This is a genomic window from Dickeya zeae NCPPB 2538 (assembly GCF_000406165.1).
Lineage (GTDB): Bacteria > Pseudomonadota > Gammaproteobacteria > Enterobacterales > Enterobacteriaceae > Dickeya > Dickeya zeae.
The window spans coordinates 4014602-4028477 of sequence record NZ_CM001977.1; the positions used below are offsets into that span (position 1 = coordinate 4014602).

Annotated in this window: 15 protein-coding genes; 8 read left to right on the forward strand and 7 right to left on the reverse strand. The window is 53.8% G+C overall.

Going from position 1 to position 13876, the window contains the following annotated elements:
• Window positions 1-22: 22 nt before the first annotated feature.
• The 7 genes from fusA to DZE2538_RS17645 form a co-directional block, all read right to left on the reverse strand.
• The gene (gene fusA, locus DZE2538_RS17615) at window positions 23-2137 is read right to left on the reverse strand and encodes an elongation factor G (RefSeq protein WP_023640869.1); all 2115 of its coding nucleotides are present in this window, start codon (window positions 2135-2137) and stop codon (window positions 23-25) included.
• 91 nt (window positions 2138-2228) lie between these two features.
• Entirely contained in the window at window positions 2229-2699 is a 471-nt protein-coding gene (gene rpsG / locus DZE2538_RS17620) for a 30S ribosomal protein S7 (RefSeq protein WP_012768096.1), read from the reverse strand.
• 96 nt (window positions 2700-2795) lie between these two features.
• A complete protein-coding gene (gene rpsL, locus DZE2538_RS17625; RefSeq protein WP_012768095.1) occupies window positions 2796-3170 on the reverse strand; it encodes a 30S ribosomal protein S12 in 375 nt (124 codons plus the stop codon).
• Between the two features lie 132 nt (window positions 3171-3302).
• A complete protein-coding gene (gene tusB, locus DZE2538_RS17630) occupies window positions 3303-3590 on the reverse strand; it encodes a sulfurtransferase complex subunit TusB (protein WP_038916881.1) in 288 nt (95 codons plus the stop codon).
• Window positions 3591-3601: 11 nt separating this feature from the next.
• Entirely contained in the window at window positions 3602-3961 is a 360-nt protein-coding gene (gene tusC, locus DZE2538_RS17635; protein ID WP_019845200.1) for a sulfurtransferase complex subunit TusC, read from the reverse strand.
• 18 nt (window positions 3962-3979) lie between these two features.
• Complete coding sequence (gene tusD, locus DZE2538_RS17640) at window positions 3980-4369, reverse strand: sulfurtransferase complex subunit TusD (protein WP_038914707.1); 390 nt, start codon at window positions 4367-4369, stop codon at window positions 3980-3982.
• Window positions 4369-5091: a helix-turn-helix transcriptional regulator gene (locus DZE2538_RS17645; protein ID WP_012886351.1), complete on the reverse strand. Its 723-nt coding sequence runs from the start codon at window positions 5089-5091 to the stop codon at window positions 4369-4371. The genes tusD and DZE2538_RS17645 overlap by 1 nt, the downstream gene beginning before the upstream one ends.
• 183 nt (window positions 5092-5274) lie before the next feature.
• Between DZE2538_RS17645 and eptA the strand changes: the two genes are divergently transcribed.
• The 8 genes from eptA to DZE2538_RS17685 all read left to right on the forward strand — a co-directional run bounded on the left by eptA (window position 5275) and on the right by DZE2538_RS17685 (window position 13752).
• A complete protein-coding gene (gene eptA / locus DZE2538_RS17650; protein WP_038916882.1) occupies window positions 5275-6918 on the forward strand; it encodes a phosphoethanolamine transferase EptA in 1644 nt (547 codons plus the stop codon).
• A complete protein-coding gene (gene pmrA / locus DZE2538_RS17655) occupies window positions 6915-7583 on the forward strand; it encodes a two-component system response regulator PmrA (protein WP_012886353.1) in 669 nt (222 codons plus the stop codon). Before eptA ends, pmrA begins: the two co-directional genes overlap by 4 nt.
• Window positions 7580-8713 carry a two-component system sensor histidine kinase PmrB gene (gene pmrB, locus DZE2538_RS17660; RefSeq protein WP_038916883.1) on the forward strand — a complete coding sequence of 378 codons (1134 nt, stop codon included), beginning with the start codon at window positions 7580-7582 and terminating at the stop codon, window positions 8711-8713. Before pmrA ends, pmrB begins: the two co-directional genes overlap by 4 nt.
• Before the next feature lie 230 nt (window positions 8714-8943).
• Complete coding sequence (locus DZE2538_RS17665) at window positions 8944-9633, forward strand: GntR family transcriptional regulator (RefSeq protein WP_019845195.1); 690 nt, start codon at window positions 8944-8946, stop codon at window positions 9631-9633.
• 68 nt (window positions 9634-9701) lie between these two features.
• Window positions 9702-10523 carry an ABC transporter substrate-binding protein gene (locus DZE2538_RS17670; protein WP_038916884.1) on the forward strand — a complete coding sequence of 274 codons (822 nt, stop codon included), beginning with the start codon at window positions 9702-9704 and terminating at the stop codon, window positions 10521-10523.
• Window positions 10520-11311, forward strand: a complete 792-nt coding sequence (locus DZE2538_RS17675) for an amino acid ABC transporter permease (RefSeq protein ID WP_019845193.1) — start codon at window positions 10520-10522, stop codon at window positions 11309-11311. Before DZE2538_RS17670 ends, DZE2538_RS17675 begins: the two co-directional genes overlap by 4 nt.
• A gap of 1 nt (window position 11312) precedes the next feature.
• Window positions 11313-12092: an amino acid ABC transporter ATP-binding protein gene (locus DZE2538_RS17680; RefSeq protein ID WP_038916885.1), complete on the forward strand. Its 780-nt coding sequence runs from the start codon at window positions 11313-11315 to the stop codon at window positions 12090-12092.
• Between the two features lie 49 nt (window positions 12093-12141).
• A complete protein-coding gene (locus DZE2538_RS17685) occupies window positions 12142-13752 on the forward strand; it encodes a gamma-glutamyltransferase family protein (protein ID WP_038916886.1) in 1611 nt (536 codons plus the stop codon).
• Window positions 13753-13876: the final 124 nt, after the last annotated feature.

Consider the following 13876-nt stretch of genomic DNA (forward strand, 5'->3'; position numbering starts at 1 on the left):
TCAATGTGTTGTTAAACCCGAATTACTTACCACGGGCTTCGATAACGGCCTGGGCAACGTTGTTCGGCGCATCATCGTACTTCAGGAACTCCATGGAGTAAGAAGCACGACCTTTGGTCAGAGAACGCAGCTGAGTTGCATATCCGAACATTTCAGACAGCGGAACTTCAGCGTGAATCACAACGCCAGTCACGTTGGATTCTTGACCACGCAGCATACCACGACGGCGGCTCAGGTCACCGATGACATCACCAGTGTTCTCTTCCGGCGTTTCTACTTCAACCTTCATGATCGGCTCAAGCAGAACAGGTTTCGCTTTACTGAACGCAGCTTTAAAGGCAATAGAAGCGGCCAGTTTAAACGCCAGCTCAGAGGAGTCAACGTCATGGTAAGAACCGAAGTGCAAACGCACGCCGAGATCAACTACCGGGAAGCCTGCCAGCGGACCCGCTTTCAGCTGTTCCTGGATGCCTTTATCAACGGCCGGGATGTATTCGCCAGGAATCACACCACCTTTAATGTCGTTGACGAACTCGTAGCCTTTCGGGTTTGAGCCCGGCTCCAGCGGGTACATGTCGATAACAACATGACCATACTGACCACGACCACCAGACTGCTTAGCGTGTTTACCTTCAACATCAGTAACTTTAGCGCGAATCGCTTCACGGTAAGCAACCTGCGGTTTACCCACGTTTGCTTCCACGTTGAATTCACGTTTCATACGGTCAACGATGATGTCCAGGTGCAATTCACCCATACCCGCGATGATAGTCTGGTTAGATTCTTCGTCAGTCCATACACGGAAAGACGGGTCTTCTTTCGCCAGACGGCCCAGAGCCAGACCCATTTTTTCCTGGTCAGCTTTGGTTTTCGGTTCTACAGCGATGGAGATAACCGGTTCCGGGAATTCCATACGCTCCAGAATGATCGGGTTTTCCGGGTCACACAGGGTATCACCGGTGATAACGTCTTTCAGACCGATCGCAGCGGCGATGTCGCCTGCACGAACTTCTTTAATCTCTTCACGTTTGTTGGCGTGCATCTGAACGATACGGCCAAAACGTTCACGTTCGGATTTCACTGAGTTCAGTACGGTGTCACCGGAGTTAACCACACCGGAGTACACGCGGAAGAACGTCAGGTTACCCACGAACGGGTCGGTTGCGATTTTGAACGCCAGTGCAGAGAACGGCTCATCATCGCTAGCGTGACGCTCAGCCGGCGTATCTTTACCGTCATCCAGAATACCGTTGATCGCAGGAACGTCAGTCGGTGCCGGCAGATAGTCGACAACGGCGTCCAGCATTGCCTGCACACCCTTGTTCTTGAACGCAGAACCACAGGTAACCAGAATGATTTCGTTGTTCAGTACGCGCTGACGCAGTGCTGTTTTGATTTCTTCCTCGGTCAGCTCTTCGCCGCCCAGGTATTTTTCCATCAGCTCTTCAGAGGCTTCTGCCGCAGACTCGATCAGGTTCTGGTGCCATTCATCGGCCAGATCCTGCATGTCAGCCGGGATATCTTCATAAGTGAAGGTAACGCCCTGGTCTGCTTCATTCCAGTTGATGGCTTTCATTTTCACCAGGTCAACAACACCGGTGAAGTGTTCTTCTGCGCCGATGGCCAGCTGCAACGGAACCGGGTTCGCACCCAGACGCACTTTAATCTGGTCAACAACTTTCAGGAAGTTCGCGCCCATACGGTCCATTTTGTTAACGAACGCGATACGCGGAACTTTATATTTGTTCGCCTGACGCCATACGGTTTCAGACTGCGGCTGAACACCACCTACCGCACAGTAAACCATGACTGCGCCATCCAGAACACGCATGGAACGTTCTACTTCGATGGTGAAGTCAACGTGCCCCGGGGTGTCGATGATGTTGATACGGTGCGGTTCATACTGCTTAGCCATACCAGACCAGAAGGCAGTGGTCGCAGCAGAGGTAATGGTGATACCACGCTCTTGTTCCTGCTCCATCCAGTCCATAGTGGCGGCGCCATCATGAACTTCACCGATTTTGTGGTTTACACCGGTGTAGAACAGAATACGTTCAGTAGTGGTGGTCTTACCGGCGTCGATGTGTGCGCTGATACCGATATTACGATAGCGCGCAATGGGTGTTGTACGAGCCATTTGTTTCCTCTATTCCTAGGGCGTTCAAAGTAGTAAACCCGGGCGGGTCAGCTGTTGAGCGCCCGCCAGGGTATTAACGTCTACGCAGGGATTACCAGCGGTAGTGAGCGAACGCCTTGTTGGCTTCAGCCATACGGTGAACGTCTTCACGTTTCTTCACAGCAGTACCTTTGTTGTCTGCTGCATCAGAAAGTTCGTTCGCCAGGCGCAAAGCCATGGATTTATCACCGCGTTTACGAGCAGCTTCAACGATCCAACGCATAGCCAGAGCATTGCGACGAACCGGACGGACTTCAACCGGAACCTGATAAGTTGAACCACCTACACGGCGGGACTTAACTTCGACAGTCGGACGAACGTTGTCCAGAGCGACTTCGAAAGCTTCCAGTTCGCTTTTACCTGAACGCTGAGCCAGGGTCTCCAGCGCGGTATAGACGATTGCTTCTGCAGTAGATTTTTTACCATCTACCATCAGGATATTGACAAATTTAGCCAGCAGTTCTGATCCGAACTTCGGATCCGGCAGAATTTTACGCTGACCAATGACGCGACGACGTGGCATGGAAATACTCCGTTGTTAATTCAGGATTGTCCAAAACTCTACGAGTTTAGTTTGACATTAAAGTTAAAACGTTTGGCCTTACTTAACGGAGAACCATTAAGCCTTGGGCTTCTTCACGCCGTATTTGGAGCGGGATTGCTTACGGTCTTTAACACCAGAGCAGTCCAGCGCGCCACGAACGGTGTGGTAACGCACACCTGGCAGGTCTTTAACACGACCGCCACGGATCAGGATCACGGAGTGTTCCTGCAGGTTATGACCTTCACCACCGATATAGGAGGTAACTTCAAAACCGTTGGTTAAGCGAACACGGCAAACTTTACGCAGTGCGGAGTTCGGTTTTTTCGGGGTGGTGGTATATACACGGGTACATACGCCACGTTTCTGCGGGCAGGCTTCCAGCGCCGGAACGTTGCTCTTAGCAACCTTCAGGGAGCGCGGTTTGCGTACCAGCTGGTTAATTGTTGCCATTCAAAAAGCTCCTGGTTTTTGCTTCGTAAACACGTAATAAATCACCCCATACAGAGACAGAGGCAAAGTATGAGGACGCAGAATTTTAGGGCTGGCCGGGTAAGGAGTCAAGAAATATACAAAAAGGCGAAATTACCAAGCCAGTTGCCGGGAATGCAGGACTGTTAATTGCACGAATTGAGTATAGTCAATCAGTACAATTGTGGTGGAAATTTGCTCAGAAAGCCCGCGAGCTACCACATCCTCTTGCAAGGCATACACCGTAGCGCCAGAAGACTGCAGGCGTTCGCCAAAGGGCGCGCCGCTTAACGCCGCAATCACGCCATCCTGCAACAGCAAAATAGCGTCATCCGCGCCAACGTTACGCAGCAACGCATCCAGATCGCTATGGTAGGGAGAATGCGCCAGAGTATGCAGCATGGGTTCACCGCTCAAAAGGTCAGTACAGTATCGTAGGTGTTGAGCATGTCGCGTAATGCATCTGCCGCCAGTGGTTCGACATCTAACACCCAACGGGTATCCACAGACAAACCACGCTGACGAAGCGACGCTTCGCAAACGTAACAACGCTCGATGTCATACAACGGCAGCACACCGAAAGTCGCAATATAATTGCGCATCAGAATCCGCTCTGGCTGCTGGTTAGGGAGAAGCTGGAATATACCGTCAGCGATAAAGAAAACGCCGATATCTTCGGTCAATGCCGACATTGCCAACAATGCATCCAGCCCTTCCCGGCCGGAGGCCGAACCATGAGGCGGCTGGGTAAACACAAAGGCAACGCGCTTCATCTTCTTTTTTCCCACTGACTAAAACTGGACGACACGATCGCAACGCAACACCGACTGCGACAGTTCGCCTAAACCGCTCAGGGTAAACCCTGGTTGAAGATTGGCTCCCGACAGTTGCAACTGCGCCGACTGCGTTGCGTCGGTCACACCGCGCCGCAGCGCCGCCGCGACACAAACGTTCAGTTCCACCTCATGAGACGACGCCAGTTGCTGCCAGGCACGAACCAAATCAAACTCATCATTCGCGGGTGCCGTGAGCTGGTTGGCGTTCAGCACCCCTTCGCGGTAGAAGAAAACGCTTTGCAACCGGTGCCCTTGCGCCAGTAAAGCCTGTGCGAACTGAAACGCGCTACTGGCTTGCTGCGTGCCATAAGCAGGCCCGGTCACCAGCAGGCAATAGCTCAACATTACCGATCGTGCCCGCTAAAATCGCCGCTTTTGAACTGGCGGATGTACAGATAGACCGTGTGCTTGGAAATATTCAGCCGATCGGCGACCTGATTGATGGCATCCTTGATATCAAAAATGCCTTTTTCATAGAGGTTCAGCACAATCTGGCGGTTCTTGGCATTATTGGAAACGTTACGATCGGCATTCACTTCTTCAATCGTGAACTCTAGCGTTTGCGCTACCAGCTCATCCACCGAAGAGGCGAAGTTGACGGAAGACGCCACTTCCTTGATCTCCGGTGGTAGGAAGGTTTGCATAATCTGCGAGAACGGAACGTCGAGATTCATATTGATGCACAACAGCCCGATGACGCGCTGTTCGCGATTGCGGATGGCGATGGTGACCGACTTCATCAATACGCCGCTTTTGGCGCGGGTAAAATACGCTCTGGAAACACTGCTGTCTTCGCCCGCCATGTCATGTAACATACGCAGCGCCAGATCAGTAATGGGCGAGCCGATTTTACGTCCGGTGTGCTCGCCATTCGCGATACGAACCGCCGAGCACTTCAGGTCGTCCAGCGAGTGCAAGACTATCTCGCAATGATCGCCGATCAGCATCGCCAGGCCGTCAACCACAGCCTCATACGATTTCAGGATTTCATAATCCGTCTGCGTGAACGGACGCTGGTCAAGCAAATCAAGGTCGCTGGATTCGCCAGTAACAAGCGAAGTAGACATGACAGGCACCACCCTCAACGTCATTTATCATCGTATTGACAGAATAGTGAGTTTACCAAATAACCCTTGCGTCGTCCTTTGTATTTCGAGAGCGGTCGGGTGTTTTCCTTCTTAAGGTTGAGTTAATTTATGCGCTTTAGAGTGCGACACATCATATTTTCCCGCATGGATGGCCTATCTGCAATGCTCAGAATTTCACGCATTTCCCGCCCCGTATGGAGCAGTTTTACCTATAATTTTGTCTTCGCGGCATTTATCACCCTGATACAAAATATCGCCTACTACCGTCAGGTCTCACACCTGGTCGAGGTCAACTCCTGGCTGGATGGCGTGTTTATCGCCACCATGCCCATCGTCATCTTTGCAGTACTCAATATCCTGTTCACGTTACTGGTGATCCCCTGGTTGCGTCAGGGGGTCGTCGCACTGCTATTAATAGGCGGCGCGGCGGTACAGTATTTCATGATTAATTACGGCATCATCATTGACCGTACCATGATGCAGAACGTGTTCGAAACCAACATGGCGGAATCCATGGCACTGGTGACGCCCCAGTATGTACTGTGGCTGACCCTGTCGGGTATTATTCCGGCGCTCGGCGCATTGTGGGTGAAGATTCGGCCCACCCCATTAAGCTGGATAGCCATTGGTTCGCGTATTTTCAGCATCATGGTGTCGATTGTCGCTATTCTGCTGGTCGCCACGTTTTTCTATAAAGATTACGCTTCGCTGATGCGTAATAATAAAGAGCTGGTGAAATCATTAACCCCCAGCAATATTATTCTCGCGAATATTTCCTATTACCGTCATCACGCACAAGCTAATTTACCGTTGGTGCAAATCGGACTGGATGCACACAGAAACCCGCCGCCAGCGGGGGATGCCAAAAAGAACCTGGTGATTCTGGTAGTGGGAGAAACCTCGCGTGCTGAGAACTTTTCCCTCGGTGGTTACGGAAAACCCACCAATCCCCGGCTGGCCAACGATAATGTGGTTTATTTTGGACAGACCGCCTCCTGCGGTACCTCAACCGGAGTGTCCGTTCCCTGCATGTTTTCCGGCATGCCGCGTACTGGCTACGACGAGCAGTTAGCCTCCCATCAGGAGGGATTACTCGATATTCTGCAGCACGCTGGCGTCAGTGTGCTCTGGCAAGAGAATGACGGTGGCTGCAAAGGTGCCTGCGATCGCGTACCGACGCGTGACATCACCGACCTGAATCTTCCCGGACAATGTATTGACGGCGAATGTCACGATGAAGCCCTGTTCCATGGCGTGGACGACTACATTAATCAGTTGAATAATGACGGTATTATCGTACTGCATACCATGGGTAGCCACGGTCCGGCCTATTATCAGCGTTACCCCGAATCGTTTAGACAATTCACGCCAACCTGTGATACCAATCAAATTCAGACGTGCTCGCGAGAATCATTAATCAATACTTACGATAATACGATTCTCTACGTAGACTATATTGTTGATAAGGCAATTAATGTCTTGAAAGGGCATCAGGATAAATTTAATACCGCTTTGGTTTATCTTTCCGACCACGGCGAATCATTGGGCGAAGACGGAATGTACCTGCACAGCATGCCGTATGCCGTTGCGCCCACACAGCAAACCCATATCCCGATGTTGATGTGGTTCTCCGGCGGCTACCAGCAGCAGTTTGCCATCAACGACAGTTGCATGCGCAAGCAAGCCGACCAACAGCGTTTTTCTCAGGACAATCTTTTCCACACCGTTCTGGGCATGTTTAACATTGCGACAAAAGAATATCAGGCACCGCTTGATATTCTTCAACCGTGTCGGGGCACTTCATGAAACTCTTGATTGTTGAAGATGATACGTTGTTACAGGAAGGGTTATTGCAGGCGATGCGCAATGAAGGGTATGTCTGCGATTGCGCTTCCACAGCCAAAGAAGCGGATGCCCTCATCAACAGCGCCCACTACAGCCTGGTGGTGCTGGATCTGGGCTTGCCGGACGAAGACGGCCTCACCCTGCTAGGTCGCTGGCGTCGAAACAACTACCAGCAACCGGTGCTCATTCTCACCGCGCGGGATACGGTGGATGATCGCGTCACCGGGCTGGATGTCGGGGCCGACGATTACATGATAAAGCCCTTTGCATTGAGTGAGTTTCAGGCACGGGTCCGTGCGCTTATTCGTCGTCATCAGGGATCCAGCGACAGCTGGATTCGGGTAGACAACATCACGCTCGATCTCAACAATCAACAGGTTATGCTGGATGACAAGCCTATCGTGCTGACGCCGAAGGAGTTCGCCATCCTCTCCCGGCTTATCCTCAAGGCAGGTTCACAGGTACACCGTGAAGTGCTGCATCAGGACTTGTACAGTTGGGACGACGACCCCTCATCGAATTCGCTGGAAGTCCACATCCATAATCTGCGGCAAAAGATCGGCAAAAATCGCATCAAGACGCTACGCGGTTTCGGCTATCTACTGACCAAGGATGATCAGCCATGAAACTGCTCCCCCACCCCTCGCCGCTGGAGAAAACTGCCAGCATCAGAACCCGGTTGATTCTGACACTGGGGTGTATTTTGCTGGCGTGCCAGTTGCTGAGCGTGGTCTGGCTCTGGCATGAAAGTGAAGAGCAAATCCAGTTACTGGTAGAACAAACGCTGACCGCGAAAAAGCTCAGTCAGGATATCGAATTAGAAGTGCATGAAGCGATTGCCTCGCTCAGTATTCCCAGCCTGGTGATGATCATCGCCTCTCTCATTTTGTGTGCCCATGCGGTGACCTGGATCACCCGCCCCCTCTTAAAGCTGCAGGAAGAACTACACAACCGCACGGCGGAAAATCTCGATCCACTACAACAACACAGTGATGTCACCGAGATTGCGGCTGTCATCACCAGTATGAATCAATTACTGGCGCGGTTTAGTGAGTCGTTATACCGCGACAGGCTTTTTGCCTCGAATGTCGCACATGAATTACGTACACCGCTGGCCGGTATCCGATTAAGCCTGGAGTTGCATGAACAACTCCACCATATCGATTGCCAGCCATTAATTAAGCGCGTCGACCACCTGACCAAAACCATCGAACAGTTGCTGTTACTGGCGCGCACCAGTAATGAGCTGGCAACCGGCCACTATAAATCGGTGTTATTAGCGGATGATGTCATCACACCGAACCAGCAAGAGCTTGAAGAAATGGCGGCGGCACGGCATCAACAGCTCGATTGGCAGTTAGAAACGCAAAACGCCATCGTGCCGGGCAACGCGACACTGTTGCAGTTGTTGCTGCGTAATCTGGTGGAAAACGCCTATCGGTATAGCCCTGAACACAGCACGATTCGCATCAGACTGGCCGATCATCCCGACGGCGGCTACGAGTTGACCGTTGCGGACGAAGGACCGGGTATTAATGAGTCCCAGGTGGGAGAGCTCACTAAAGCCTTTGTGCGTATGGACACCCGCTATGGCGGCATCGGCCTTGGCCTGAGTATCGTCACCCGTATCGTGCAATTGCATCACGGTGAATTCTTTCTGGAAAACCGGCGCGATCGCACCGGCACTCAGGCGCGAGTGGTGTTCAATCATCCCCATAGTGAAGACGTTATCAGTTACGAACACGATGTTGGCTAATCGTGTGTTCATGCTTATTGCCACAGCATACTGACCCGATGATGTCATAAGTCGTTCTTCTGCGACAAAAATGACCAAACCGCACCGAACTGGTGCGGTTTTTCGCTTTATTCTCCCTCTTCTTTTCATTCACTCACGCCTGGCCCACGTTGCATCAGCCCTTCACACACTGGCCCACTTCTTGCTTTAGCCATTTTGTATCCTTGGATCCAAAGTGAAGGGTTTACGACATGCGACTTTTTACCAACGGTGAAAATGTGGTGTATGCCGCCAGCGGTGACGGCAGCGGCCATACTGGCACAGCGGAAGATCAGGCTTACCAGTACCTGCTGGACGGTATTTGCCGCGGACGCCACCCACAGGGCACCCATCTGGTGGCAGAAGAGGTTGCAGCCGAACTGCAAATGAGCCGGATGCCGGTACGCGGCGCGTTCAAACGACTGGCGGCGGAAAACCTGCTGACGTTGCGGCCGAACCGTGGTGCGGTAGTCAGCGGCCTGAATCGCGAGCAGATGTGCGAAGTGTTTGAAATGCGAAGCGTACTGGAGGGGCTTGCTATCCGCATCGCGGTATCAAAACTGACAGAGAAGCACCTCACCCATCTGACGCGGCTGCTGGATAGCATGGATGACACCCACAATGAGCCCTACGAATGGGTACTCCATCACCGTGTCTTTCATGAGTACCTGTGCAGCCTGAGCGAGCGGCCGCGCCTGCTGCGCCAGATAAGCCTGTTGAATTCGTCGATCTCCCCGTACATGCACCTGTGGCGTCAGCGGGTCAATCAACCGCAAAACGACCGGGAAGATCACCGCCAGATCATCGATGCGCTACGCACCGGCGATCCCGTGCTGGCGGAACAAATAATTCGTCACCATGTGGAAGGCACTATTCCGTTGCTGACCAACATGCTGCCGTAATGCCCGATATTGCCATCCCGGCACATCGCTCCACTGACAATCGCTCCCCCCACTTAACGAGGTGAACAATGTTAAAACCTGGTGCTCTTCTCTGTGCTTCGGCGCTTGCTCTCTCCGTCAGCCTGGCTCATGCCGCCACGGAGATCCCCGCTCGCCTGAAGTCCGTGGATAAAATCACCCTGTGCGGCGGCATGGATTCCCCCCCTATCGGCTTTTATGACAGCAACCAAAAGCCACAAGGCGTAGTCGTGGATTTGTCTAATGACATTGCCAAACGTTTGGGCGGCAAGAAAGTAGAGTGGAAAGTCATCCCGTTTTCAGGGCTGATTCCGGCACTGCTAGCCAGTCAGTGCGACATGCTGGCTGACCAGCTCTTTGACAAACCGGCCCGCCGGGAAGTGATCGACATGGTCAATTACATGTACTCCAGCCAGTCGGTGGTGGTGTTGAAGGGCAACCCGAAAGGGATTCATACACTCGATGACCTTTCAGGCAAGAAAGTCGCGGTGCTAAACGGCTCTACCATCCGTTCCTTGCTGGAAGACCAGAACAAAACCCTGGTGGCCGCAGGAAAACCGCCGATGACCATCGTGGTCTTCAATAGCGATACCGATGCCTTTCAGTCATTACGCATCCAACAAAGCGATGCTTACGGCACCACGGTGGAAACCGCCGGTTATTACCAATCTCTCGCACCGAATCTGTTTGAAACCGGCGTACCGGCTTTTGCCCGCATCCTCACCGGGCTCGGTTTTCGCAAAGACGACAACGCCTTCAGCGGCGCAGTGGAACAGATTATCAAGGATATGCAGGCGGATGGCAGTTACCTCAAGCTGCTGGAAAAATGGCACGTCGCGGGTGACCGGCTGGATGCCGGCCAGTCATCATGAATTTCAGTTGGGAGGTGTTCTGGCAGTATCTGCTCAAGCCTAGCGATGTCTATCTCTATGGGCTATGGCTGACCTGCATTATTGCCGTATCCGCCATGCTGCTCGGCAGCGTGCTGGGGCTGATGGCCGCGTTACTGCGGCTGTCCACCAGCCCACTGCTGCGCTACCCGGTGGGGCTCTATATCTGGCTAATGCGCGGTACGCCACTACTGGTGCAGATCGTGTTTTTGTATACCGCGCTGGCGGCGGGCGGCCTGTTCCACTTTCAGGATATCACCCTTGGTTCGCTGGTGATCCCGGGGAATATTCAGGCGGCCATCGTCGCGCTCGGGCTAAACGAAGGGGCGTACATGGCCGAAATCATCCGCTCAGGGTTGGGAGCGGTGGATCAAGGCCAGTATGAGGCAGCCAAGTCCCTCGGCATGACGTTTCCCAGGCTAATGCGCCGCATCATTCTGCCGCAGGCGTTCCGGGTCATCATTCCGTCCATCGGTAATGAGTTTAATGTGATGTTGAAAAACACCACGCTGGTGAGCGTTATCGGCGTACAGGAATTGTTGCTAAGCACCCAGGTGATTACCTCCGCCACGTTCCGGGTATTTGAGCTGTACACCGTAGTAGCTATCTACTTTCTGGTGCTCACGTCTCTGTGGGGGCTGTTTCAGTACTGGCTGGAGAAACGCTTCAATCAGCCGCACGTGCGTGTCAGTGCCTCAAGCCGATTGTTTGGCCGTCAGACGATGGGCCTGTTCGGCCGCCAGGCGATGAAAACGTTGAGGGGGCGCTGATATGTCCTGCCACCAACAAGATATCGTTATTTCCGCCCGGGATATCCACAAATCTTTCGGTGACCAACCTATCCTCAAAGGCGTGTCACTGGATGTCCACCGGGGAGAAGTGGTGGTGCTGATTGGCGCGTCGGGTTCCGGCAAGACCACCTTCATCCGCTGTATCAACTGCCTTGAGGATATTCAGTCCGGCACCATTCGTATCAACGGTGAGCTGATAGGCTTTCGCCAGCGCCCGGATGGCAGCCTGACGCGCGATACGGAAACCAATATTGCCCGCCGCCGCCGCGATGTCGGCATGGTGTTTCAGCGCTTCAACCTCTTCCCGCACATGACGGTGTTGGAAAACATTATTGAAGCGCCAACGCAGGTACTGGGCGTGTCGCACGAAACGGCGGTAGCCGATGCCTACAACCTGCTGGCACGCGTCGGTTTGCAGGAAAAAGTGGACTTCTACCCCTCTCAGTTATCAGGCGGGCAGCAGCAACGGGTGGCGATCGCCCGTTCGCTGGCGATGAAACCACAAGCGATGTTGTTTGATGAACCCACCAGCGCACTCGACCCGGAAATGGTGGGCGAAGTGCTGGCCGTCATGAAAGAGCTGGCTCAGGACGGTATGACTATGGTTATCGTCACACATGAAATGGGATTTGCCCGTGAAGTGGCGGATCAGGTGGTGGTGCTCCATCAGGGGGAACTCATCGAACAAGGCTCACCGGAGCAGGTGTTCAGTCATCCCGTGCATCCGCGTACCGGTGAATTTCTCAGCCGGGTACGCTGATTCTCTTGTTAAGAAAATCTCATTAAGGAAATCTCGTTAAGGAAATCCTATGCTGAACTTTTCCACCCACCACTACCCTTACGCGTCACAGCGCCAGTGCGTTTTTGCAAAACGGGGAATGGTCGCTACCTCGCAACCGCTGGCGGCCGAAGTCGGCATTGAGATGATTCGTCGGGGCGGCAATGCCATTGATGCCGCTATCGCCACCGCCGCAGCGCTGACGGTGGTGGAACCCACCGGCTGCGCCATCGGCGGCGATGCTTTCGCACTGGTGTGGGTGAAAGACACCCTACACGGGCTGGACGCCAGCGGCTACGCCCCTGCCGCACTCAGTATTGAGTCTGTCACTTCTCGCGGCCACACCGCCATGCCGCTGTACGGCTGGGAGCCGGTGACGGTTCCCGGTTGCCCGGCAGCCTGGGCAGAACTGTCACGCCGGTTTGGCACACTGCCGTTTGCCGATCTGCTGCAACCGGCTATCCAGCTCGCCCGGGATGGCTTTCCGGTGTCGCCGATGGTGGCCTATCAATGGCAGGAAGCACACCGGCTTTATCAACGCCACCGCCTGCCGATTTTCGATGCCTGGTTCGATACTTACCTTAATTATGGTCAGGCTCCGGCTGCCGGCGAACTGTTTCGTAATCCAGCACAGGCGAAGACGTTACAGGAACTGGCCGAAACCCAGTGCGAGAGTTTCTACCGGGGCGCGCTGGCGCAACGGCTGGCAGACTTCGCCCAGTCCACCGGCGGTTACCTGACGCTGGCGGATTTGAACCGCTATCAACCAGGCTGGGTAGAGCCGATTCGCCTCAACTACCGTGGCTATGACATTTGGGAAATTCCACCCAGCGGCCAGGGGCTGATTGCGCTGATGACGCTCAATATTCTACAAGGTTTCAGCTTCGATCAGCGCGACAGCCACCAGACCTGGCACCGTCAGCTAGAAGCATTAAAAATGGCCTACGCCGATGGTCTGCACTACATCACCGACCCGGAACAGATGCGAACCAGCGCCGCCTCGTTATTGTCGCCACGTTACGCGGCACAGCGTCGGGTGGAAATCACCGAGCAGGCGCAACCACCACGCCACGGCGACCCACACGCCAGCGGTACGGTATACCTTGCTACCGCCGATGCCGACGGCAACATGGTGTCGTTCATCCAGAGCGCCTACCACGGTTTCGGCTCTGGCGTGGTGCTGCCTGATAGCGGCATTGCACTGCAAAATCGCGGCTCCGAATTCAGCCTCGACCCTCATCATGCAAATTGCCTGCAACCCGGTAAGAAAACCTTCCACACCATCATTCCCGGTTTTATCAGTAAGAATGGTCAGGCGGTGGGGCCATTCGGCGTGATGGGTGGCTACATGCAACCTCAAGGGCATGTACAAATGGCGATGAACCTGATTGATTTTAATCTGAATCCACAGGCCGCGCTGGATGCGCCGCGCTGGCAATGGCTGGGTGGCATGAAAGTCGGCATTGAGCAAAATGCCCCGCGCTCTCTGGCGTTGAGTCTGCTGCAAGCGGGTCATCAGTTACAAATCGACTGTGACTCCGTCGACTACGGCCGTGGGCAGATTATCGTACGTCATCCCACCAGCGGCGTGCTGTGCGGCGGGACAGAGCCACGTGCCGACTCCAGTATCGCGGTGTACTGATTACAGCCATGCGGGGGGCGGAAGTACAGGATAACGCGCACCACAGGTTTGGTCTGGCGCAAAAAAATACCGCCTGTGCAGACGCACGGGCGGTATCGAAACCAGTTTACACGCCCCAAACTAG

What these genes read in the sequence shown, in the direction of transcription:
- fusA (WP_023640869.1), bottom strand. Translation starts at nt 2,137, where the DNA reads ATGGCTCGTACAACACCCATTGCGCGCTATCGTAATATCGGTATCAGC.
- rpsG (WP_012768096.1), bottom strand. Translation starts at nt 2,699, where the DNA reads ATGCCACGTCGTCGCGTCATTGGTCAGCGTAAAATTCTGCCGGATCCG.
- rpsL (WP_012768095.1), bottom strand. Translation starts at nt 3,170, where the DNA reads ATGGCAACAATTAACCAGCTGGTACGCAAACCGCGCTCCCTGAAGGTT.
- tusB (WP_038916881.1), bottom strand. Translation starts at nt 3,590, where the DNA reads ATGCTGCATACTCTGGCGCATTCTCCCTACCATAGCGATCTGGATGCG.
- tusC (WP_019845200.1), bottom strand. Translation starts at nt 3,961, where the DNA reads ATGAAGCGCGTTGCCTTTGTGTTTACCCAGCCGCCTCATGGTTCGGCC.
- tusD (WP_038914707.1), bottom strand. Translation starts at nt 4,369, where the DNA reads ATGTTGAGCTATTGCCTGCTGGTGACCGGGCCTGCTTATGGCACGCAG.
- DZE2538_RS17645 (WP_012886351.1), bottom strand. Translation starts at nt 5,091, where the DNA reads ATGTCTACTTCGCTTGTTACTGGCGAATCCAGCGACCTTGATTTGCTT.
- eptA (WP_038916882.1), top strand. Translation starts at nt 5,275, where the DNA reads ATGCTCAGAATTTCACGCATTTCCCGCCCCGTATGGAGCAGTTTTACC.
- pmrA (WP_012886353.1), top strand. Translation starts at nt 6,915, where the DNA reads ATGAAACTCTTGATTGTTGAAGATGATACGTTGTTACAGGAAGGGTTA.
- pmrB (WP_038916883.1), top strand. Translation starts at nt 7,580, where the DNA reads ATGAAACTGCTCCCCCACCCCTCGCCGCTGGAGAAAACTGCCAGCATC.
- DZE2538_RS17665 (WP_019845195.1), top strand. Translation starts at nt 8,944, where the DNA reads ATGCGACTTTTTACCAACGGTGAAAATGTGGTGTATGCCGCCAGCGGT.
- DZE2538_RS17670 (WP_038916884.1), top strand. Translation starts at nt 9,702, where the DNA reads ATGTTAAAACCTGGTGCTCTTCTCTGTGCTTCGGCGCTTGCTCTCTCC.
- DZE2538_RS17675 (WP_019845193.1), top strand. Translation starts at nt 10,520, where the DNA reads ATGAATTTCAGTTGGGAGGTGTTCTGGCAGTATCTGCTCAAGCCTAGC.
- DZE2538_RS17680 (WP_038916885.1), top strand. Translation starts at nt 11,313, where the DNA reads ATGTCCTGCCACCAACAAGATATCGTTATTTCCGCCCGGGATATCCAC.
- DZE2538_RS17685 (WP_038916886.1), top strand. Translation starts at nt 12,142, where the DNA reads ATGCTGAACTTTTCCACCCACCACTACCCTTACGCGTCACAGCGCCAG.